This is a genomic window from Limosilactobacillus difficilis, assembly GCF_947387495.1.
Classification (GTDB): Bacteria; Bacillota; Bacilli; order Lactobacillales; family Lactobacillaceae; genus Limosilactobacillus; species Limosilactobacillus difficilis.
This window is the reverse complement of sequence record NZ_CANDNU010000022.1, coordinates 1-21644: the sequence shown is the minus strand read 5'-3', so window position 1 is coordinate 21644 and position 21644 is coordinate 1. Positions and strand designations below refer to the sequence as shown.

Below are 21644 nucleotides of genomic sequence, written 5' to 3'. Positions count from 1 at the left end.
CACCTTCTAGTTGAAGTTGTGGCTTTGAATATACTCCCAAGTTTCGGTGTCCAGGTTTTGATACTCGTCCAGCGTCATCCCACAATCTTCGGCTTCTCGTACTTCTTCTTCGTCAATCTCATCCTGGCTCCAGTCTTTGTAAAGGTTATCCATATCAATCACTCATCCTTTCCTTAATTCCTTACTTTTCCCAACGTCCTTCTGGTTCATCCCCGCTATCATCTCCCGGCATCCAATGGTATCCGTTGCTTACTAGCGCGTATTCGATAGCTCTCCGTGGATTTGTCGGGTTTGCATTGCTTGCCAACGTCCATGTTCGCTTATCGTTTAGATACCACTCGATATAAACTACCGCTTCATGTTTGGCGTCGGTTGCGATTAACTGGTTGAGCTTATCTTGCGCTTCTGCTCGCTCGCGCTTAACCTTGCGGCTAAAATTCGACGCCGTGATCGCCGCTGATTCAGTTTCGTTGAAGGCATTGAATGCGGCGACATGTTCACATACATGTGATACTTGAGAAATTGCTACATTGTCTAAAATTGATTGTGTGTCCTTTTCCATGATTAAAACTTCCTTTCGTGATCCTCAAGCGGATCAAATCCTTTTCGTGATTACAAATCAAACTTATCATCTTGCAAAGTTCTAAGCAAAAAATAACTCATCGACTGACTTTTGGTAAACCTTAGAAGCACGTTGCTGTACGTCGTGGCTTCCATGCCGCTTATTGTGCTCGAGATTGCTTAGCGCACTTTCACTGATTCCAATCTTCTGAGCAGCTTGTGCCAGCGTCCATCTTCGATCTAGTCGACACTGTTTTAATGCTGTGACATCATCCATGAGCTTTACCTCCTTTCTTTTATCTTACATATTCATTATATACCCATCTTTTCAAAATGACAAGTCTTTTTTATAAAAAATTTCAACTTTTTTATTTTGATTGGTGGGTATCGGTTGAGTTATAAGTCTTATATCCTTTCCTCAACCTTCAATTATATTATAGCACTACTTTTCAAAATGGCAAGTATTTTTTCAAAGTTTTTTAAAAAATTTTTTTCTTCCTATATAATATAAGAAACGAGGTGTAAATAATGACTGATAAGCAAATGGATCCATTAACATATAGAGTCAGCACGAATTTAAAGTATTACTTGAGTAAAAGTGGCAAACTTGCAAGACAGGCTCAAGATGAGGTCGGAGTCACAGAAAGCCAAGTAAGCAACTATTTGGCGGGCCGCCGGTTGCCAAATCTTCCAAACACGATCCGGTTGTGCAAATTTTTAAATATCAAGCTACAACAACTTTTAGAAGATCCCGATAATCGTAAACCGGTAACTGGTAATAACGGGGACGACGATAGATACAAGGATTACGATATGTACAAGTATATTGCGCAAAGCCTACCATACAGGGATTATCTAAAGTATAAAGCCGATTACGAAGCACAGCGTAAGTAGTCACAAGTATATACACAAAAACCCGCTAGCTTAGTTGCTAACGGGTTTTATTTTATTTCGAAGCTACCACTTAAAGTCAGCCGAGTGTAAGAATGAGTCCATCCAATCTTGTGGTATTCTTGACACATTGCCGATCTTAATGAAGTGCAAATCGTACAAGTGAGTCCATCGATAGATCGTCGAACGGCTTACATGGCAGTACTCAGCAGCTTCGGTTATCGTAAAATATCTCATCGGAAATCCTTTCCGAATAGAAGAAAAATTTACGACAGAAAAGAAGTTTTCGCCCGTGAACCTTATGAAGTCCACATAACTAGTATATACTATGTATTGATAGCTTACAATATTTATAGTGACTTGTGGAGATGATACAGAAAGGAAGAATCACATGAAACTTGAAAAATACAAACTTAAAAACGGAGAAACACGATGGCGTTTCCAAATCGCCTTACCACGCGATCCGCTGACGGGGAAAAGAAGAACCACTAGACGTTCCGGTTTCCGCACACGTGAGCAAGCCAATGTTGCCCTAACACGGCTAAAAAGTCAACTTGATAGAGAACAAAAAGTCTCACCAGCCACAACTTACCAAGGAATAAAGACTTTTAAAAACGTCTATGAAGAATGGCTTGTCATCTATAAAACTACTGTCAAACCAACTACTTACTTTGACTTGACTAAAAAAGTTGAACGACTACTACTTCCCGGATTCAGTGATAAAGATATTAGTAAAATCGAAGCTCCGTATATACAAAAGTATCTTGTTGATCTATCACAGAAATACAAAGAATTTCACGCTATATCGACAGTATTGAGACGTGTCTTCAAGTACGCTTATAAGATGGGTTATACCAATCATGACGAATTTATTAAAGTTGATGTTCCAAAAGAAAGAAGATCTAATCATAAATTAGATGACGATTTGTTGACAGAAGATCAACTAAAAACTTACCTTAACTTCATTCATAATGAGTACAGCTTTGAGAACTATGTTTACTTCACTTTATTAGCTCGAACGGGGATGCGTCGTTCTGAAGCTTTGGCTTTGAGTTGGAGCGATTTAAAAGGAAATCGACTTCACATTCACCAAACGCTAAGTACGGGATACAAGGGCGAAACGATCATATCCGAGACAACCAAAACTAAAGGAAGTGATAGGGTGATTATACTAGACAAGAAAACCTTGTCACTGCTCAATCAACACCACTTAGCATTAAATAACAAGTTAGCAAAGCGTCATGAGAAGAACGAAAATGATCTTATGTTCTTGTCATTTGCAAAAGGGAAGCCACAAGCTCATGTATCAAGCTGGCCTTACGGCACTCTTAGGCGATTGCAAGCCAAATTTCCACAATTACCAAAAATCGACGTCCACGCTTTTCGTCACACCTATGCAACTTTGGCGCTTAAGTCGGGGATGTCACTTTTAGACTTGCAACATCAATTAGGACATTCGTCTTATAATACCACACTTAGATATTATGCAAAGTACACCGACGATCAAAAAGAAAAAGCCGCTAGCAAAATGAGCGACTTTTTCGATAAGATCGATCTTTAAACTTGGAGTAGACCTGTAAGCTAAAAATTATTTAGCTTACACTTTTCATTCTCATATTGTATCATTTTGTACCATATTTGATACTTTGTGTAAGCTAAATCGTAAGCTAAACTGGCTTGTGAAGTGATTTTAAGATTTAACTTAATTTTGTTAAATTATGCTAATCACTACAGCCTCAATGGTTACGGCTAGTCTTTGAACATCGTATTCTTGCCGTCACCGCCCTGGGTTAACATTTCGTAAACGTATGATTCTTCATTTGGCCGGTAGACACCATGAAGGGTTCCGACCCGCGTAAAGCCGTGCTTGGTAATCAAATGCTGCATGGCCTTGTTGTCCTCATGCGTATCAATCCGCAAAGATTCCACTTCAGGCACGTCCTGAAAGTAATCGATCACTGATTCAAATAATTGGGAAGCATAGCCATGGCCGGCATGGTTGGAGTGAATTGCCACCCGATGAATCGTCCGGTACTTCTGCGTATCAAGCAGCCAGTGACCATCTAATTCATCATAAGAGTGGTCCGGCGGGGTTACAACAGAGAATGCTCCGATTGTCTGCTCATCATCAGAGTGAACGAGATAAGCAAAACCGTTGTCGATGTCTTCTTTGATATGTTGACGGTTCGGGTAATCGCCTTGCCATTGATCAATCCCCTGCTCAGCTAACTGGTTGCGACCATCTTCCAAAATCGTCATCAACTGATCTAAGTCCTTAGGAGTAGCTTTACTAATCTTCATCTTCATCTCACCTCTCAGCATTTTTAACAAAACGTAATTTAACACAAAAACCTTCTTTAATGCAAATTAAACAGCATAATTAATATCAAGCTGTACAATATAAGCATTAAACACAAGCAGGAGGCCATTTCATGATCTTAACACTCGACCAACTTTATCACAAAATGCTCAAGACGATGGGACCGACCCACTGGTGGCCCGCCAATAGCAAAACTGAAATCATCATTGAAGCACTGATGATCCAAAATACCAATAGCCGCAATGCCGAACGTGCCGCCGCCCTGTTTCGTCAAGCAACCACTTTTGATCCGGCTAAAATCGCCCACTTATCAATTGACCAGCTCGAACGGCTCGTCAAGCCAGCCGGTTTTTACCATAACAAGAGCCGGGCCGTCCAAAAGGTCTTTTCTTGGTTGGCAACTGACCACTTTGACTACCAACAAACAGCCGAACGACTAGGGAATAATTTGCGGCCGGCCCTGATGAAACTGCGCGGCGTCGGTGACGAAACGGCTGATGTGCTGCTGACCTATGTCTTTGACCGTCCTAGCTTCATCAGCGATCACTACGCGCGACTGCTTTTCACCGAGCTCGGCATCGGCGGAATTTCGAATTACCAAAGCTTAGCGCGCCAAGTGCAACTTCCCCGCACTTTTTCGCTGCAAGATGCTCAGGAATTCCACGGCTTGATCGATGAGTTTGGCAAGGTGGCCTTCCACCCCCGGACTGCTTTTAAGAAGAGCTTTTTGAGCGGTGACCAGTTGCGGCTCGCGCCAAAATAAAACAGCCCCAATCGTGGAGTTGCTGCCTACACGACTAGTGCTGTTTTAAAAGAAGCTGGGTAAGATGATCGTAGTGCTTATATAAAGCCGTGAATTTACCGTGATTGAGGTTGACCTGCCAGGGCTTATCACGCCCGCAATAATGCAAAATAACCGTCTTTTTGATGACCCAGTCGAGATTCCATTCGCCAAAAGAAATGGTTTGATAAGTAGCCAGCTTACGGGTATCGAAATTGTAGAGCTGGTCGGGAACCGACTTAATCCGTTCCCCATAGAGTGCATTTAAGACATCTTGATCCGGCAGTAAGAGGACGTGATTGCGGATATAATCAAAGATATCATTTGCCCGAACGTTCTGCCGAATCGCGGCCAGGTTCATCAGCAACACTCCTGAATTGTAATAACCTTTCGATTCAAAGTTCTGCAGGCGAATCCGGTTGATAACCTCGGTCGTGTTAGTCAAGTTAGTGTGGATCGCCGAGGCGTAGAGATAACCCCGTAAATCTGTCTGATAAAGTGGCCGGAGATCGTTGATGCATAAAACATCTGCATCGAGATACAAGATGCGTTCCAAATTCTTTGGCAGGTATTGATGGGCTAACAGACGGTAATAAATAGTCTGCGGATAGCGCTCAGTGACGGGAGCATCCGTAAAATCATCAGGATCCACGATGATTGGATGAAAGTTCATTCCCAATTGCTGACAAAAACGCGCTAGCTGTTCCCTATCTCCTAAAGGCTGGTCGCTAATTACATAAATGTCAAAATGACATTGGGGGGTATTAGCATGAATTGATAAGAGAACGGTCGCTAGATGGGGAATGTAGCTTTCGTCAATTGAAAACAATAAATTCACTAAAGATCACCTTTTTTCATCATCGTGATCATGAGAGTCTTTTTTTGATGAACCCAGATTGATTTCCACGCTGCCTTGACTATTGGCAGCCGGCGGGAAATTGTCATTAAAATTGCCAGTCAGCTTCAGCAACCACCGTAGAAAATTAATCAGCGGTGCGGTGAGCAAGGTGTACAAAAGACCGCTCAACAAGGCAACTGGGAAAACTTGGCCAAAATAGGTCACCAGACCGTTCAGCTGGTGACTATAGAGCCAGGCGATAATTAAGTAAACCCCAGTCATCCCCACCACTTGACTAAGGCCAAGGGTAATACTGAACAAGCGACTTTGCAGAGCCGACGGGTGTGGCTGAAAGCGCTTTAAGCAAATGATTGCTATTAAATCGATCAACAAAATAACGAGGTCGGGCCAAGATAACCAGTGGAGCAGTAACAAGACCGCCAGACTAACCACCACAGCACCGCCAGCAGGCCGCCAATCAAAAACAGCAATTAAGGCAACGGCCAAAACCGGCACCAGCTGAATATCGATTTTGCCCGACGGCAGCAAGGACTTGAAGCTAAGCGGGGCTAAAAAAATTAAAACTACGGCGGTCAGAAACAGGATCAGATAATAGGACCAACGATGTTTCATCATAATGGTTGCCGTTTCAGATCACGGCTCCAGGAAATCGCAAGAGCACCTTGCCCCAAGTGGGTTCCGATTACCGGACCAAAGTAAGATAATTCAAAGGGAATATCAGGGTGATCTGCCGCCAATTTATCAAGCCACTTCTGTCCCGCTTCTTGACAGTTGGCATGGTAAACGATAGCTGTCACCGGGTAGTTCACCTTGGCGATCTCTTGATCAAAGATCTGTTCACAACGCAGCTTAGCTTTCTTCATCGAACGCACTTTTTCGAAAGCCTCAATAGCATGATTAGGGGTGTGCATCGTCAGGAGTGGTTTGATTTTCAAAATCGAACCGACAAAACCGCTGGCGTTGGACAGACGGCCACCGCGAACGAGATTCTGCAAATCATCGACGACGAACACTTCGTTAAAAGTTTCCCGGAACTGCTCGAGGTTGGCTATGATTGTGTCGAGGTCTTTTCCTTGGCAAATCTCCGCGGCCGCTTCGATAGCAATGTTCCCCATCATCTTGACCGTTAAGAAAGAGTCAAAAGGAACAATTTTAATCGTGTCCTTCATCTCCTCGGCAAGCTGATTAATCGTATTGAGCAAGCCAGAGATGGCCCGGGTCAAGTGAATCGAGATCACCGCATCATATCCTTCGTCCGCCAATTGCTGGTAAAGCTTCATCAGTTCCCCAATCGGCGGCTGAGACGTGCTCGGGAAAGACTGGGAATGGGCCAACTTCTCATAGAACTCGCTGGTATCAATATCAACGCCTTCCCGATAGCTTTGCCCGTCAACCATCAGCGGAATTGGAACAACGTGGATATTGTTAGTTTCAACTTCTTCTTTGCTCAGATAAGCAGTGCTGTCAGTTACAACAGCAATTTTCATAATTCAACACTCCAATAATGTAATGTTCTTAAATTATATCAACGTTTTTTGCCTAGTTAAGCACAATTATGTATTTAGAATAACACAAGAATCTAACAAAACCAATTGTCAGCCAGCCCCTTCTCTTTGCTTCTGGCACTTAGTCAACGGTATAATAGTTAAGTTAAAAAAACTGAACGGAGGAACCTATCAATGGCTTTTGATGGTTTATTTACGCATGCGATGGTCCAAGAATTGAAAAAGCAGCTCGTTGGCGGGCGGATCAACCGCATCAGCCAGCCCTACCCAGCCGAAGTCTTGATGGTGGTTCGGGCCCACCGTCACAACCAAACCATGCTTTTATCAGCCAACCCTTCCTATCCCCGCATTCAAATCACGACAATTCCCTACCAAAATCCGGCAGTTCCGACCAATTTCACGATGACGTTGCGTAAGTATTTGGAAAGCGCCGTTATCAACGATATTAAACAAGTCGGCAACGACCGAATCGTCGAATTTTACCTCAGCACCCGCGACGAGCTTGGCGACGTCAAAGAGCTCGTTTTAGTCGTCGAAATCATGGCTCGGCACAGTAACGTCACCCTGGTCCAGCGCCAAACTGGTAAGATTATCGACGCCATTAAACACGTCGGCAGCGACGTCAACCGAGTCCGGACATTGCTTCCGGGAGCCCAATTTATCATGCCACCCAAGCAAAAGAAAACCAATCCCTACCAGGCCAACCAGCATTACTCCGACCTTGTCCGTCAGGATGGGATGGACCAAGACCAGTTGGCTCATGATTTGCAACAGCAATATGAAGGGCTGGGACGCGAAACATCTCGAGATCTCGCCAGCCGGCTTCTAGCTGCTGACAATTTGCCAATCGCTTACGGGAGCTTTCTCCGTGGTTTCGAAGAACCTAAGCCCGTGATTCTCACCGACCAAAAGGGAAAAAAGCACTTCTTTGCTTTTCCACCGCTGAATGTTAGCGATTATTCAGATAAACAATCATTCCCGACCCTTTCAGCGATGCTAGATGCCTTTTACGCTAACAAAGCCGAAACTGATCGGACTCGCGAATTGGCTGGCCAGGTCCTCCAAGTCATTAACAACGAATTAAAAAAGGACCGGCGGAAGATTAAAAAATTTCAAAAGGCCTTGGCAGAAGCGGCACAAGCTGATTACTACCGTATTCGAGGCGAAATATTAACAACTTATCTCAATCGCTTACACGGTGGCATGAAAGAGATTGTTCTTCCGAACTTCTACGACGACAACCATCCCCTAAAGATCAAGCTCAAACCAGAGCTGTCGCCCTCCCGTAATGCCCAACACTACTTCACACGTTATGATAAACTGAAGAAATCTGTGGCCCATGTCAATGAACAAATGGCCAAAACCAATACTGAAATTGACTACTTCAATGGTATTAAAACTCAATTAGCCATTGCGGCCCCAGCTGACGTCCAAGAAATCAAACTCGAGCTAGAGCAGGAAGGCTATCTTCGCCACAAAAAACAAGGTAAACGCCGTAAACCGCGCGTCAGCAAACCACAGCAATTCAAAGCTAGCGACGGCACAGTAATCTTGGTCGGCAAGAACAACCTGCAAAATGACCGGCTCAGCTTTAAAATTGCTAATAAAAATGACACCTGGCTGCACGTCAAAGATATGCCAGGATCCCACGTCGTTATCAGGAGCAACAACCCGAGCCAACAAACAATTTTGGAAGCAGCCCAATTGGCGGCGTACTTCTCTAAGGCCCGGCAATCCGATAACGTTCCGGTCGATTTTCTGCCGGTGAAGGAGCTCCATAAGCCCCACGGCGCCAAACCAGGCTTCGTGACCTTCCGCGGCCAGACGACGATTAAGGTCACACCTAAGCCGTTAAATAAGAAATAAGACTCTTCTTGGCAAAATAAAACGGGGATGAGTGAAAGTGTAACCTTTCATTCATCCCCGTTTTATTTTGGATCAAATTGTTAGTTCTTAGCGTCTTCCGCCACCGCATCATCCCAAATTTGCCGCAAGGTTGCAGCAGACTTATGGAATTTGGCAGCTTCTTCATCAGTCAAAGGAATTTCAATCGCCCGTTTAACACCCGAGGCGTTGACTACGGCCGGCGTCCCGATATAAATGTCCTTTTCCCCATATTCGCCGTTCAACGGTGCCGAAATCGGCAACACGGCATTTTCATCACGAAGAATTGCCCGGACAATCCGCATTCCACACGTTGCGACCCCGTAGTACGTGGCACCCTTGTTATTGATGATGTCATAGGCCTTGTGGATAGTTTGATCTTCCAACTCAGCTAAGTCATCCTGGGTGATCCCCTCTTCCTTCGTCAATTCCAGCAGTGGCTTGCCGGCGATCGTTGCTTCGTTAAAAGCAGCAAATTCAGAGTCACCGTGTTCCGCCAAAATGTAAGCATTGACGTCACGCGGGTCAACTTCCAGCTTCTTGCCAAGAGCAACCCGTAAACGTGAAGTATCAAGTGAGGTCCCCGAACCAAAGACCCGGTTTTTTGGCAGGCCAGAGAACTTTTGGGCTGCAGCGGTCAAAATATCGACCGGGTTGGCAATTACCAAGATAATCCCATCAAAGCCGGAATTCATCAGGGGCTTGATAATTGACTTCATAATCTTGAAGTTTTTATTAACCAATTGTAAGCGGGTTTCGCCGGGCTTCTGCGGAACGCCGGCAGTGATCACAGCCACATCGGCGTCCTTACAGTCCGAATAATCACCTGAGTAAATCTTCTTCGGGGCGGTAAAGACCGTGGCATCTTCCAGGTCCAGCGCGTCACCGGTCGTTTGCTTTTTAACGATATCGATAATTGGCATCTCTTCCGCCAGCCCCTGCTGAGTCATCGCAAAAGCAAATGACGAGCCAACAGCACCGTCACCGATTAACGCAACTTTTTGGTGTAATTTAGACATAGGTGAGTCATCCTTTCCAGGTCTAATTCTTTGTGACATCCTTCGTTTATTATATCACAATCTCACCTATACCAATCAAAGATTTTTTAAAAAAGACTGGTCAGCAATGGCTTTTCTTCTTTAAATTAGCCTACTCCACTTAGCCATCACTGATCTTCTTCAGCTGCTTTTAATAGTTCAATGGCAATCCGGGCACCCACGACAGTCTCAACGCTCGGATCTTCATTCGTGATATGCAAGGCGCGGAAAGGAAAATCAGCCCGGTAAACCGCCCGCACTGTTTCCTGTCTATTGCCTAAGCGAGAAGCAAATTGCGTACCATCGAACTGTCCGAGAGCTAGCCTCAGATCAACATCAGCAAGATTGATTCCAAGAACCTTGCTCAAAGAAACCATTTCAGTTAGAGGCAAAGGCTTGATATCTTGTAATTTTACCAGATCATCATCCGATTTACTAAGAATCATCTGATAGATACCAGGGCGGCTTAACGAGCTGAGTTGCTGCTCAAGCAATTGCTGAATTTTTTGCCGGCTGCTTACGGACAAATTAGCCGGATAAAACTCGCCAGTTGCCTGGTAAGTAAGGGTCGAAGGCGACTGAAAATCACCAATAATCCCCAGAGAATAACTCCGCTGACCATCAAAAACAAAGTTATTATTATAAAGGGGTTCAACATTGTTGAACTTTGTCAAATCGGACTCGGCGGGCAGTTCCAGTAGTCGGCAATTATGCGGCAATTGCAATTGGTCGCGACAACGACGTTCAGCTGCCGGCAAAATGACATATTGAGGCTGCTCAATGGCAATCACCGAGTTGATAGTTTCTGGAGTTACTGGTTCCAGATAACGTTTGTCCGTCAGTAACGAGCTCAAACTCAGGGCACTTGGGTTGTTGTCAATGACGACGTTATGAAAACCATTCTGCTTGAAATAATTTAAGACAGAAGCTGCAAAGTATTCGCCCGCCGTGCTCTGCCCAACGTTGATCGGACCCATTCCAACCAACAATGCGACCGGCGCCGCACTAGTTTGGCTTTCATTTTCCTGCTCAAAAGTGCTGTAAAAACTGCCCGTATGACATTCAAATTCGCCCGCTGACGGTTCAACTTCCTTGTAGGTGCGGTGCATCTGGTGACTGTGGCGTAGCGCAGCCACTTTGTCTGCTTTGCTCGACCAAAAGCGGGCAATCATCTGATCGCTGATGCCGAGGTACTTAGCTCGTTCTAACACCGGTGAAGATCCCGGTGACTTGAGCAGTTCGGAATTCACCTGCAATAACTTTTGAAATTCAGTGAAGTAATATTGATCGATGTGAGTCATTTCACTTAATTCCCGAATCGAATAACCTCTCCGGAGGGCTTCAATTAACAGAAAGATTCGGCCAATACGCGGGTGAATCAAGGCTGCTTCCAATTGCGAATCGCTCAGCTCCTTTTGGCGAAGCAAACGCAGGTCTTCAATCCCCATTTTTTCAAAAATAACGTCAACCTTGCTAACCGCTTCCGGGAAAGAACGCCCAATGCCAATAACTGCACTGATTGATTTTTTCTCGGTGGTCAGGCAACAATCGTTTTTGCTAAACAGCTTTTGCGGCCAAATGGGCGCACGCAGCGCAATATGATCCATCACGGGTTCTGTCAGAGCTGCATGCTTGTAATAACCGTGGTCTAGGTGAATTTCACGCAACGTTTGTCCACTGTAAAGGCAGGCCATCACCCGACTGATTGGGTAAGCCGTCGCCTTCATTGCAAAGGTCGTCATCCGGTCCAGGTACGGACTGTTCTTGATGACGTAAAACTGTTCGCGATCCTGGTCTAAGGCGAATTGAACATGGTTGATGCCGACAATCCGCAGTTTGCGCGTGATCGCAAAGGCGATGTCGCGCATATCCTGTAATTCTCGGTCAGTCAACGTCTGAGCCGGCATCACTGCGATCGAATCGCCGGCGTGCGTGCCAATCGGGTCAACATCCTCGATTGCCCCTAAATTCATCATCGTCCCAGACGCGTCACGAAGCACAATAAAGCCGATTTCCTTTAAGCCGGCCAGACTCTGTTGCACCATGATTTGGCCCGAACGGGAACGCTGAATGCCATTGGCAACCGCCTGTTTCAGCGACGAACGTTCATGGATAATCTGCCGAAAACCAGTTCCAGCCGGCATGATCGAACGAATAATCACCGGCAGACCAACCTTATCAGCCATCTCTGCGGCGTCTTGATAGTTTCCAGTCGTAGAGATGGCTTTGGTTGGGGCCCCAACATTATGTAAGGTCCGGTTTAACAACAAGGGATTATTGATTTGGCGAATGGTTGAGAGCGGGATCCCCAACAGCTTGATCGAGGTTTGCTGAAAAATTCCGGATTCAGCAGCCTCTTGCACGATTTCAAAAGCATGCCGCCCACCCAGTGTCGGAAGAATATAGCTAGGATGAAAGCGACGGATTGCCTGAACTAAGTTAACCTCATTAACGGCGGCGATGTAGGCCTTGTCAATTGCTGACCGGCTGTCTAGCGAATAGCTGAAGGCATTATCAGACAGCAAAATCGTGTGAAATCCTTGGTTTTTCATGGTCGTCGCAATTTCGTAGATTAACGTATCAATCTCTTCAGCATGTTGCAGATTATCAGCACCGGTACCAACAATCAGCACTGTTTTTTCTTTCCGCTCATCTGCCATTTTTAACGATCCTCCCTCAACCTCATCGTGTCCATAAACTCATCAAATAAGCCGTCCGTTTCATCCGGGCCGGGAGCTCCGTCCGGGAAAAATTGGACGGAGAAAGCCGGATAATCCCGGTGGCGCAGTCCTTGGACACTATTGTCAATCAAATCAACATAAGTAACGTATAATTTGGCCGTATCCACATCATCGTGGCTTAGGGCAAAACCTTCCGCTTGGGTGGCATAGACAATTCGTCCGGTAATCGTTTCGGTAATCGGGTGATTCATTCCATGCCGTTCAGGACTGATCTGATGTAAACGGCAACCATTAGCTCGGGCAAACAGTTCATGTCCCAGACCGATGGCAAATAATGGAACACGCGCTTGAACCTTGCGGATCATTTCCAGAACCGCATCCCCAATTTTGTTCGGATTGCCAGGACCGCTAGACAAAACGACCCCGTCTGGATCGAGGCGCAAAATCTCTTCGGCACTGGCATTGTAAGGCAAGACGGTGACATTGCACTTTCGCCGCGATAATTCACGCAGAATTCCGTTTTTGAGGCCCAAATCGATAACGACCACGCTCATACCAACGTCCGGATTGGGATAGGGTTTGGGGGTCGAAACTTGGGCAACCTGCTGATTTGTCAAGACAGTCGCCTGTAACTGATCAAAGGCATGATCATCAGGAACCGGGACAATGCTCCCTTTTAATGGCTTGTGGGCCTCTCGCAGACGACGAACAATCGCCCGTGTGTCAACGTTAGCTACCCCGGGAATGTTCATTGAATTGAGGTAGCGGTCCAGCGTCAAACGCCGCACTTTAGTTGTCGAAATATTCGCGAGCGAACGCACAACAACACCCTTAATCGAGGGAAGAATTGATTCGTAAACGTTGCGCTGAATGCCGAAATTACCAATATCTGGATTAGTGAAGACGACAATTTGATTATGATAAACCTGGTTGGTAATAATTTCCTGGTAGCCAGTCATGCTGGTAGTGAAAACCATCTCACCAAAAGTGACGGCGGGCGCACCGAAACCTTCCCCGGCATATATCGAGCCATCCTCCAAAATTAAATAACGAGCTGCCATTTTCTTTCCCTCCTTTCCTAATTAGTCGATTGCATCCGTGACGTCAAGCTGGTCGAGCATCTTCTGAAACCAAGCCGGCAACGGTGCCGTGAAGACCATCTCTTTTCCCGTTCGGGGGTGCCTAAAGCCCAGCAAACGAGCATGGAGGTACTGGCCATTTCCTGGCAGCGTCTTCCGGGGGCCGTACAAGGGGTCACCAGCCAAGGGGTGGCCGATCGAAGCCATGTGAACCCGAATTTGGTGGGTTCGCCCAGTTTCCAGACGGCAAGCAATGAGAGTATAGTGGCGATAGCGACGCAAAACCCGAAAATGCGTTACCGCGTGTCGGCCGTCAGCAACAACTGCCTGCTTTTTTCGATCACGCTTCGAACGACCTAATGGCGCGTCAATCGTCCCCTGGTCAGTTTTAATGTTTCCATGGACCAACGCCAGGTATTCGCGCTGCGTCGTTTTGGCCTTGAGCTGACTAGCGAGAGAACGGTGGGCTTGGTCATTTTTAGCAACCATCAGCAATCCAGAGGTGTCCTTGTCAATACGGTGTACAATTCCTGGTCGAAATTCTCCGTTGATGGTCGAAAGCGGGCAGTGGTACAGCAAGGCGTTGACGAGGGTATGATCAGGGTGACCCGGTGCCGGATGCACCACCATCCCCTGCGGCTTATTCACCACCAACAAATCATCGTCCTCGTAGACGATGTCCAGGGGAATGTTCTCCGCTTCTAAGGAGATCTTGTGGGGTTTGGCGGGCTGCACCGTCACGAAATCTCCAACCCGTACCCGATACTTGTCGGCGACTTCTTGACCGTTGACCCGTACCAGGCCATGATCAATCCACTTTTGCAGCTGAGAGCGGGAGTATTCCTGCAAGTGATGGGCAACGACTTTATCGAGCCGCCCCTTCTCTCCCGACTGAATCGTAAACGTTTTTTCTGTCACTGATCAATCATCGTCCTTTAAAATAAACCAAGCCAGCGCCAGGACCCCGATTGTGAGACAAGAGTCCGCCACGTTAAAGACGGGAAAGTTAACAAATAATGTCTCAAACATGTCGATCACGTAACCCAGTCGCAAGCGGTCAATAAAATTACCGAGCGTCCCAGCCAAAATCAAGCTCAGGCAAATCATCACCGGCCGGTTTGATCGAAAGTGGGCCATCAGCCAACCGATAATTGTGAGGGCAAGTAAGGTAATCAGAACAAAGAACCATTGTTGCCCACTTAAAATACTCCAAGCCGCTCCCTTATTATGCAGATTGGTGAGACCGAGCACACCCGGAATCATAACTAACACGTGGTTGACAGGAATATGAGTAGCCACCGCCAGTTTTACAACTTGATCTAGGATCAAGAAAATAATCGTAAGCAAAGGATAAAGCCACATATTAATGCCCCACTTGTGCAATTTTAAATATTCGTTGAATGTCTTTAATGGCGGCTTGCCGGAAAGTAAAGGTGAGGACTTCCCCGTTCACCGTCATCGTCAAAGTATGTTTAGTAAAGACGGGTTGCCGCACGTCCTTTAAGGGGATCGTCAAAAAATCTTTCTGCAACACGCGGCTATACACCATTTTCGTAGGTGTGATCATGACTGTCCGCCGCGAAACGCCTAAAAATGCTAAAATCAAGAAAGCAGCGATAAAACAAGCGCTAATCCACTGAAAATGAGTGATTTCCAGCCAAATAATGATCCCCACGATTAAAATCATAAAGGTCCAGCACCACTCAATAATGGTGGTAGTCATGTTTGGCTGGTAGAAATATCTTTTTTCTTCTTCCATCAAAAACTCCTTACACAATCTAGGTGATTTTTATGATTAAAATGTATACAGACGCCGCAACCAAGGGCAATCCAGGGCCGACCGGATTAGGAATTTTAATTCTGCATTCCGGCCAGCAGTTGCAACTAACTGGCCATTTGACACGTGCCAGCAATCACGAAGGCGAATTTGCGGCCGCCCAGCAGGGTTTTACTTACCTTGTCCAGCACGGTCTCAATTCAGAACCAATTTTATTTTATACTGACAGCCGACTGCTTAGCGATGCGATCGGCAAAACCTACAGCAAACACTACCAAGCTCAACTGCAAGCATTGCTCAGTGTCATGAACCAAACCGGGACGGTGGTCACCCAGTGGATTCCGGAAAAAAAGAACCACGGTGCTCACCATTTAGCCAATCAGGCTCTGCATCGGTTGGAAAAAATGTGAAATCTTTCTCACGCTTATTTGGCAGACCGCTTTTTGTGACCCCAAAATTGGAAGAGATCCGTCCTTAAAGCCCCATTATACAATTTACGACGCTTTGTCGCCTTCTGACCATAAAATTTTTCAAATTCGAGGTCTGCGGTCAGAATGTACTTACTCCAGGTCGTCATAGGTCGGTAAAGCTCTCCCATCTGGCGGTATAAGTGCCGAACACTGTCACGATCACCCAGCCGTTCGCCATAAGGTGGATTGGCAACGATTACCCCATTAAGCTGGCCCGTATGCCAGTCTTTGACTGCCAACTGCTTAAAATGAACGTCATGGGTCAAACCAGCCGCCCGGCAATTATTCTGGGCAATTTTAATCATGTTTTGGTCAATGTCGTAACCTTGAATATCAAGATGAATATCATAATTGGCCGCCGCGTCCGCTTCATCACGCAACTGATCACTTAAACCAGCCGGCACTAAATTATTCCAGTCTTCACAAGCAAAGTGACGATTGATCCCAGGAGCAATATTGTGCCCTAGCAATGCCGCCTCGATCGGAATCGTGCCGGAACCGCAAACTGGATCCACGAAAGGATTGTCTGGAAACCAGTGAGCCAGCATTACCAGTGCCGCTGCCATGTTTTCCTTTAGTGGCGCGCCCCCTTTTTCCTGGCGATAGCCGCGCTTAAAGAGGGAGCTGCCAGACGTGTCAAGCGTCAGTATCACATGATCTTTGACAATTGCTACCTCCAAGGGGTAAGTGGCACCGCTTTCCGGCAGTCGCGTCCGACGGTGATAGCGATCAGAAAGGGAGCGAACGATCGCTTTCTTCACGATTGATTGAACACTAGGAACATTATGAAGTTGCGAACGGTGACTCTTCCCTTCCACTGGAAAACAGGCATCAATTGGCAAAAATTCATCCCAGGGTAATTGGTAAGTTTGATTAAACAGCTCATCAAAAGTCCGCGCATCAAATTCGCCAACCACAATTTTGACCCGGTCAGCTGTTCGTAACCACAGATTAGTTTTGAGGACAGCTTTAATGTCACCTTGAAAACGAACCCGCCCGTTTTCCACCTGGGTTTGGTAACCCATCTGTCGCAATTCCTTGCCAACGAGAGACTCAATCCCAGAAGCCGCCGTTGCTATCAAATTAAAATTTTTCATACGATCTCCTTTAAAGAGAAAATTGTTACACAAAAAAAGCCCGGGAAAACCCGGGCGCCTGTTTGCAAACTTCTGTAGGCCATGTTTTGTCGTAGTTTAATTGTCAGGCAGCAATTAAACCGAGGTAATCATCTATCTCAGGGCCGAAGCCCTCCCCTGGAATCGCTTCAATTTGCTATCCAAAGCTCCCCTACCGTAGTTTGGGTTTACCGCTTGAGGGGTTTACCGCGTTCCATCAATAACGTTTCCGCTATTACTTCGTCACTGTGGCACTTTTCAGGGATACTAGGGCATAGTATGAACCGTAGCCGGTTTTCCCGCCGTTACCGATAAATCGGCACCCCGCCTTATTTTTTCAGCGAGCACAAACACTACCAGCATCGCAGCTGGTGCGAGCATGGACCTTCCTAACACGACATCAGCCGTGCTCAATTACCCAAGGCTTGCAATTAATTGGTTGTTTACAGTAAATGCGAATCGGAATCATCGCTCTCCCCATTGTACTGGGGGCCAAAAACCCGCCGTTCAAGGTTGGAGAGCCGTTTCAAAATGTCCATGTTCGTGGCACTGGAAACTGGCTGCTGGCTGGCATCTGGCTGGCTAATCGTTGAGCCCACCTCGACCTGCCGGTTTAGTTCATCAACCTTGGCTTTCAAACGATCATTCTCGTTTTTCAGCTGGGTAATTTGCGAGTGAAAGGTGTCGTAATCCTTGATCACATCATCAAGAAAAGAATCAACATCAGCTCGGTCGTAACCCAATCCGATGCTCTTCTCCTTGAACTGCTTTTGTAGAATATCCTTGGCAGTAAACTTAATTTCAGCCAATCTCAACACCCCATTCGTTGTATATTCCGTAAACACAACACTTATAGTACCAAAATTTCAGCGACTTGCAAAGGGTCACTATCAAATTATTACCATTTGCTTTCAGCCGGCCTCGGTCAGTCAGTCGACTCACTGGTCGCTATTATCCTGTTTTTCTCGCTGTCGTTCGCCCCACTCCTCAGCCGCATTCTGAAGTTCATCAAAGTCAATCAAGCGTAGCGCATACTGGTGATTTTCCTGCCAACGGCGAATGGCACGATAGTCCCATCGTGGTTTACCTTTAAAATCCGGATCATAGACCAGGATACTTCCTTCGCTGTGCGTCAGCATAAAGTGAGCATAATTTTGCAACTGTCGAGGTGATTGATATGGGCTCTGCGAAACGTCACCAGCAAAATCCACAGCAGTTTTAATTTGGCTCAGGGCTACCTGGTTGTCTTCTTTCCAGTGGTTGCCAAAATCAGCAAATGGTGCCATAATCGCGATTTTTAATTGGGAATAATCTTTTTTTAGGGCCAGACCGGTTTCGATTGACCATCGTTCAATCCCCAGCTGAGGTCCCGTTAAAAGCCAGAATTCTTCAGTCGACTGGTTCAACATTTCCGTCAGGTTCTGCCGCAAGACTTCCTTAATAACCTGCACTTTCGGGTCATTATCTTGAAAGACGTTCAATTCATAGCTCCGGTAGCCGCTCACCCAAATTCGTCGCATGGATCCGCTCCTGTAATCTTTTAGTAAACTTCCTATTAGTGATAACTCTGGTATAATAACACGTAGTCAAGGGAGGGAGAAGGATGACTATTCACTACCCCGGTGGTCAACGGCCTGTCCACAAGCCGGTCGCGGCCATTTCGACATCACATTCGTCCATTTACGCGCGACGGGGGATGTCCTTGGAAGCTGAACTCAACGAGAGCAACGCTTACTATTTGGCCACCAAGCGGGCCGTTGTCCATAAAAAGCCAACGCCGGTTCAGTTAGTAAAAGTCGACTATCCCAAACGAAGCAAGGCCGTGATCCGAGAAGCATATTTTAGGCGCCCCTCAACGACCGATTATAATGGAGTCTATCACGGCCACTACATCGATTTTGATGCCAAGGAAACACGTAATAAACGTTCCTTTCCACTAAAGAATTTCCACCAGCACCAGGTCTTGCATATGGCTTCCTGTGTTCAACAAGGTGGAATTTGTTTTGCAATCATTAAATTTACAACGTTGGATCGTGCTTTCCTCTACCCTGCCAGTCAACTCTTCGTCTGGTGGCAGCAAGAACGGGATGGTGGCAGAAAATCGATTCCCTTAACGGAGATTATAAACGATGGCTACGAAATCGAGTACGGGCTTAATCCACGTCTGAAATACTTAGACGCCCTCGACTCCTTTATCCATGACCATCAACTGTAAAGGAGTTTCTTATGGCTGATAATCAATCAGAAGCACGGCAAGATTACCGTAGCAACAATGACGGTGGTCACCAAGGTGGCGGTTCCCTATTACGAACCATTCTCCTCTGGATCCTGGGGATCATCGTCCTCCTTATTGTTGGCGGTGCTTGCCTCTTCTTTTATTACGCATCGAGTGCACCCAAAATTAGCCGCAATGAGTTAGCAAGTCAGTCTACGACCACGATCTATGACCGCGATAACCGCGTGATTTCACGGCTTGGCGCTCAAAAGCGAGAATACGCTAAGGACAGTCAAATTCCAGAGGCCTTAAAGCAAGCGGTCGTTTCAATCGAAGACCGGCGCTTCTACAAGCATCACGGGGTTGACCCTGTACGGATCATGGGAGCCGCGGCTAATAACGTTGTTGGTCGCTCAAACGGAATGCAAGGTGGCAGTACCCTCACCCAGCAACTGGTCAAACTTTCTGTCTTTTCAACGGCCGCCTCTGACCGGACATTCAAGCGAAAAGCTCAGGAAGCCTGGTTAGCCATCAATGTGGAACGTCACTTTTCTAAACAGCAGATCCTCGATTTCTATATTAACAAAGTCTACATGGGCAACGGGGTTTACGGCATGAAGACAGCCGCCCAGTACTACTACGGGAAAAACCTCAACCAGCTGAACTTGGCCCAACTCGCCGAATTGGCAGGAATTCCGCAATCACCGACCTACTACAACCCATTGAGCAAGAACCTTCAGTACGCGACGCAACGGCGCAACGAAGTCCTCAACGCGATGGTCCGTAGCAAGTACATCAGTAGTTCCCAGGCGGCCAGTGCCAAACAGCAAAGTGTCAATGCGGATTTGGACCCAAGTCATGGTAACACCAGTTCAGGAGATGCCAATGTCAACGAAAAAGAAGTTGACGCCTATGTCAAACAAGTTCTGGGTCAGCTATATGCCAAGGGTTACAACCCGTATAACGATGGCTTGCAAGTTCACACCAACCTGGATCTCGGTGCTCAACAGCACCTCTACGACGCAGCCAATAACGGCGGGATCAACTTCCAAAGCGATAAAGAACAGGCTGGGGTAGCAGTTACCGACCCGCACAACGGCCAGATCGTTGCAATGCTCGGTGGCCGTAAAACGGGTAAAGTGATCTTTGGTTTGAACCGTGCCGTTCAAACCGACCGTTCCTCTGGTTCAACGGCCAAACCACTGATGGACTACGGTCCAGCCATTGAATACCTGCAGTGGCCAACCTACAAGAGCGTCCAAGATACGCGCTTTGTTTACCCTGGTACTAACGTTGTTCTGCATGACTTTGACCATCAATACAAAGGTACTATGACGATGCGGGCCGCCCTGGTCCAATCACGGAACGTGCCGGCAATTCGGACGCTGCAGACTGTGGGAATCAGTCGAGCCACTGAATTTCTCAAAGGCCTCGGTATTAGCCAGAAGAAGGCCTACACGCTCCAAAACGGGATTGGTCTCTACATTTCACCACTGCAAATGGCTGCTTCCTACGCTGCTTTTGCTAACGGTGGAATTTATTACCGGCCTTACTACATCAGTTCCATTACCACCCAAGATGGACAAACCCTTCACTACTCGCCCCATGGTCATCGAGCAATGAGCAAAGCAACAGCCTACATGATGACGTTCATGCTCAAGGGGGTTCTCACTGATTCCCAAGGTAGCGGAACCGCTGCGCGGATCAGTGGGGTGCACCAAGCCGGGAAGACCGGGACAACCGAGTACCCTGATAGCGGCCATTCTGGAGTGATGGACTCTTGGTTTGCTGGTTATACCAAGAACTACTCCGTTGCCGTTTGGACCGGCTACGATCAGCCGATGCAGCCGGGTAACGGAATTTCCGACAGTCACACTAACGATGCCCAGTTGCTTTACAAGAGCATCATGGAATATCTGGATAGCGAAAACCACGCTAGTGACTGGTCGATGCCGAGTTCAGTTGAAGCCGTGCGTTACCGTGGTCACCGTGAATTGGTTATCCGGGATTCCAAGTGGGCCTTTGGGATGATGGAAGATACCGGTAACGACAACGATGATAGTTCATCATCGTCACACTCGAGCTCTTCATCATCAAGCGAAAGCAATAGCTCGCGAACAAGCTCGTCTAGCCGGACCGAATCTAGCAACGGTGGTAGTCCAGCCAGTTCCAGCTCCTCCGCTGCCTCCTCGAGTGCTGCTAATAGTTCAAGTACCGCTAGCCAAGCCAGCGGGAGCAACAATCAATAACAATTAATTATTGAAATAAAGCAAAAAGCAGTTTCCTGCAAGGTGGTTGACAATACCACTTTCCACAGGAAACTGCTTTTTTAGGGTCTATATTAACTGGTATTGGTGAAAGCCGATGCCAGTTTTTATTATCTTAAATTGGCTGACGAATTGTCAAACTAAGTGCAACGGTTCTTCAAAAAATATCTCAAACGGTGTTTGATAGTTTAATATTTTTCTA

General features: G+C 46.6%; 24 protein-coding genes and 1 other RNA gene. 7 read left to right on the top strand and 18 right to left on the bottom strand.

Annotation, left to right across the window (positions count from 1 at the left end; genetic code table 11):
- Positions 1-6 precede the first annotated feature (6 nt).
- The 3 genes from QOR82_RS05560 to QOR82_RS05550 form a co-directional block, all read right to left on the bottom strand.
- Positions 7-153, bottom strand: a complete 147-nt coding sequence (locus tag QOR82_RS05560) for a hypothetical protein (RefSeq protein WP_283583785.1) — start codon at positions 151-153, stop codon at positions 7-9.
- Between the two features lie 28 nt (positions 154-181).
- Positions 182-562 (bottom strand): hypothetical protein, encoded by a 381-nt coding sequence (locus QOR82_RS05555; protein ID WP_283583784.1) that lies wholly within the window; start codon positions 560-562, stop codon positions 182-184.
- 81 nt (positions 563-643) lie between these two features.
- Positions 644-838, bottom strand: coding sequence for a helix-turn-helix transcriptional regulator (locus tag QOR82_RS05550; RefSeq protein WP_283583783.1), 195 nt, complete (start codon positions 836-838; stop codon positions 644-646).
- Positions 839-1089: 251 nt separating this feature from the next.
- Here QOR82_RS05550 and QOR82_RS05545 point away from each other — a divergent pair, with 251 nt between their 5' ends.
- A complete protein-coding gene (locus QOR82_RS05545; RefSeq protein WP_283583782.1) occupies positions 1090-1455 on the top strand; it encodes a helix-turn-helix domain-containing protein in 366 nt (121 codons plus the stop codon).
- A gap of 63 nt (positions 1456-1518) precedes the next feature.
- Here QOR82_RS05545 and QOR82_RS09495 read toward each other — a convergent pair whose 3' ends face one another.
- Positions 1519-1689, bottom strand: a complete 171-nt coding sequence (locus QOR82_RS09495) for a helix-turn-helix domain-containing protein (protein ID WP_408612927.1) — start codon at positions 1687-1689, stop codon at positions 1519-1521.
- Positions 1690-1843: 154 nt separating this feature from the next.
- Here QOR82_RS09495 and QOR82_RS05540 point away from each other — a divergent pair, with 154 nt between their 5' ends.
- Complete coding sequence (locus QOR82_RS05540) at positions 1844-3013, top strand: tyrosine-type recombinase/integrase (RefSeq protein WP_283583781.1); 1170 nt, start codon at positions 1844-1846, stop codon at positions 3011-3013.
- A 188-nt stretch (positions 3014-3201) separates the two neighbouring features.
- Here the strand turns inward: QOR82_RS05540 and QOR82_RS05535 are convergent, their stop codons facing one another.
- Positions 3202-3753 carry a GNAT family N-acetyltransferase gene (locus QOR82_RS05535; RefSeq protein ID WP_283583780.1) on the bottom strand — a complete coding sequence of 184 codons (552 nt, stop codon included), beginning with the start codon at positions 3751-3753 and terminating at the stop codon, positions 3202-3204.
- 131 nt (positions 3754-3884) lie between these two features.
- Between QOR82_RS05535 and QOR82_RS05530 the strand changes: the two genes are divergently transcribed.
- Entirely contained in the window at positions 3885-4535 is a 651-nt protein-coding gene (locus QOR82_RS05530; protein WP_283583779.1) for an endonuclease III domain-containing protein, read from the top strand.
- Between the two features lie 34 nt (positions 4536-4569).
- Here QOR82_RS05530 and QOR82_RS05525 read toward each other — a convergent pair whose 3' ends face one another.
- Genes QOR82_RS05525 through QOR82_RS05515 form a run of 3 tightly spaced genes read right to left on the bottom strand, consistent with a single transcriptional unit; the run spans position 4570 to position 6899 of the window.
- Positions 4570-5391 carry a glycosyltransferase family 8 protein gene (locus QOR82_RS05525; RefSeq protein WP_283583778.1) on the bottom strand — a complete coding sequence of 274 codons (822 nt, stop codon included), beginning with the start codon at positions 5389-5391 and terminating at the stop codon, positions 4570-4572.
- 6 nt (positions 5392-5397) lie between these two features.
- Complete coding sequence (locus QOR82_RS05520; protein ID WP_283583777.1) at positions 5398-6027, bottom strand: hypothetical protein; 630 nt, start codon at positions 6025-6027, stop codon at positions 5398-5400.
- Positions 6024-6899 (bottom strand): DegV family protein, encoded by an 876-nt coding sequence (locus tag QOR82_RS05515; protein WP_283583776.1) that lies wholly within the window; start codon positions 6897-6899, stop codon positions 6024-6026. The genes QOR82_RS05520 and QOR82_RS05515 overlap by 4 nt, the downstream gene beginning before the upstream one ends.
- A gap of 192 nt (positions 6900-7091) precedes the next feature.
- Between QOR82_RS05515 and QOR82_RS05510 the strand changes: the two genes are divergently transcribed.
- On the top strand, positions 7092-8783 hold the full coding sequence (locus tag QOR82_RS05510) for an NFACT RNA binding domain-containing protein (protein ID WP_283583775.1): 1692 nt from the start codon (positions 7092-7094) through the stop codon (positions 8781-8783).
- Positions 8784-8863: 80 nt separating this feature from the next.
- On the opposite strand, the gene QOR82_RS05505 is transcribed toward QOR82_RS05510, so the two are convergent.
- The 6 genes from QOR82_RS05505 to QOR82_RS05480 form a co-directional block, all read right to left on the bottom strand.
- Positions 8864-9820 carry an L-lactate dehydrogenase gene (locus QOR82_RS05505; protein ID WP_283583774.1) on the bottom strand — a complete coding sequence of 319 codons (957 nt, stop codon included), beginning with the start codon at positions 9818-9820 and terminating at the stop codon, positions 8864-8866.
- 146 nt (positions 9821-9966) lie between these two features.
- A complete protein-coding gene (locus QOR82_RS05500) occupies positions 9967-12498 on the bottom strand; it encodes an ATP-binding protein (protein ID WP_283583773.1) in 2532 nt (843 codons plus the stop codon).
- Between the two features lie 2 nt (positions 12499-12500).
- Positions 12501-13580, bottom strand: coding sequence for a carbamoyl phosphate synthase small subunit (locus QOR82_RS05495; RefSeq protein ID WP_283583772.1), 1080 nt, complete (start codon positions 13578-13580; stop codon positions 12501-12503).
- A gap of 21 nt (positions 13581-13601) precedes the next feature.
- Entirely contained in the window at positions 13602-14516 is a 915-nt protein-coding gene (locus tag QOR82_RS05490; RefSeq protein WP_283583771.1) for an RluA family pseudouridine synthase, read from the bottom strand.
- Between the two features lie 3 nt (positions 14517-14519).
- A complete protein-coding gene (lspA, locus tag QOR82_RS05485; RefSeq protein ID WP_283583770.1) occupies positions 14520-14960 on the bottom strand; it encodes a signal peptidase II in 441 nt (146 codons plus the stop codon).
- A gap of 1 nt (position 14961) precedes the next feature.
- On the bottom strand, positions 14962-15357 hold the full coding sequence (locus tag QOR82_RS05480; RefSeq protein WP_283583769.1) for an EbsA family protein: 396 nt from the start codon (positions 15355-15357) through the stop codon (positions 14962-14964).
- Positions 15358-15389: 32 nt separating this feature from the next.
- Here QOR82_RS05480 and QOR82_RS05475 point away from each other — a divergent pair, with 32 nt between their 5' ends.
- Positions 15390-15785: a ribonuclease HI family protein gene (locus QOR82_RS05475; RefSeq protein WP_283583768.1), complete on the top strand. Its 396-nt coding sequence runs from the start codon at positions 15390-15392 to the stop codon at positions 15783-15785.
- Positions 15786-15799: 14 nt separating this feature from the next.
- Here the strand turns inward: QOR82_RS05475 and QOR82_RS05470 are convergent, their stop codons facing one another.
- The 4 genes from QOR82_RS05470 to QOR82_RS05455 form a co-directional block, all read right to left on the bottom strand.
- Positions 15800-16942 (bottom strand): THUMP domain-containing class I SAM-dependent RNA methyltransferase, encoded by a 1143-nt coding sequence (locus QOR82_RS05470; RefSeq protein ID WP_283583767.1) that lies wholly within the window; start codon positions 16940-16942, stop codon positions 15800-15802.
- A 70-nt stretch (positions 16943-17012) separates the two neighbouring features.
- Positions 17013-17386: RNase P RNA component class B (rnpB, locus tag QOR82_RS05465), an RNA gene on the bottom strand.
- 17 nt (positions 17387-17403) lie between these two features.
- Positions 17404-17769: a cell division regulator GpsB gene (gene gpsB, locus QOR82_RS05460; protein WP_283583766.1), complete on the bottom strand. Its 366-nt coding sequence runs from the start codon at positions 17767-17769 to the stop codon at positions 17404-17406.
- Positions 17770-17898: 129 nt separating this feature from the next.
- The gene (locus QOR82_RS05455) at positions 17899-18480 is read right to left on the bottom strand and encodes a DUF1273 domain-containing protein (protein ID WP_283583765.1); all 582 of its coding nucleotides are present in this window, start codon (positions 18478-18480) and stop codon (positions 17899-17901) included.
- Positions 18481-18563: 83 nt separating this feature from the next.
- Between QOR82_RS05455 and recU the strand changes: the two genes are divergently transcribed.
- Together recU and QOR82_RS05445 are read left to right on the top strand one after the other, a co-directional pair.
- Entirely contained in the window at positions 18564-19175 is a 612-nt protein-coding gene (gene recU / locus QOR82_RS05450; protein ID WP_283583764.1) for a Holliday junction resolvase RecU, read from the top strand.
- Positions 19176-19186: 11 nt separating this feature from the next.
- On the top strand, positions 19187-21424 hold the full coding sequence (locus QOR82_RS05445) for a PBP1A family penicillin-binding protein (protein ID WP_283583763.1): 2238 nt from the start codon (positions 19187-19189) through the stop codon (positions 21422-21424).
- Positions 21425-21644: the final 220 nt, after the last annotated feature.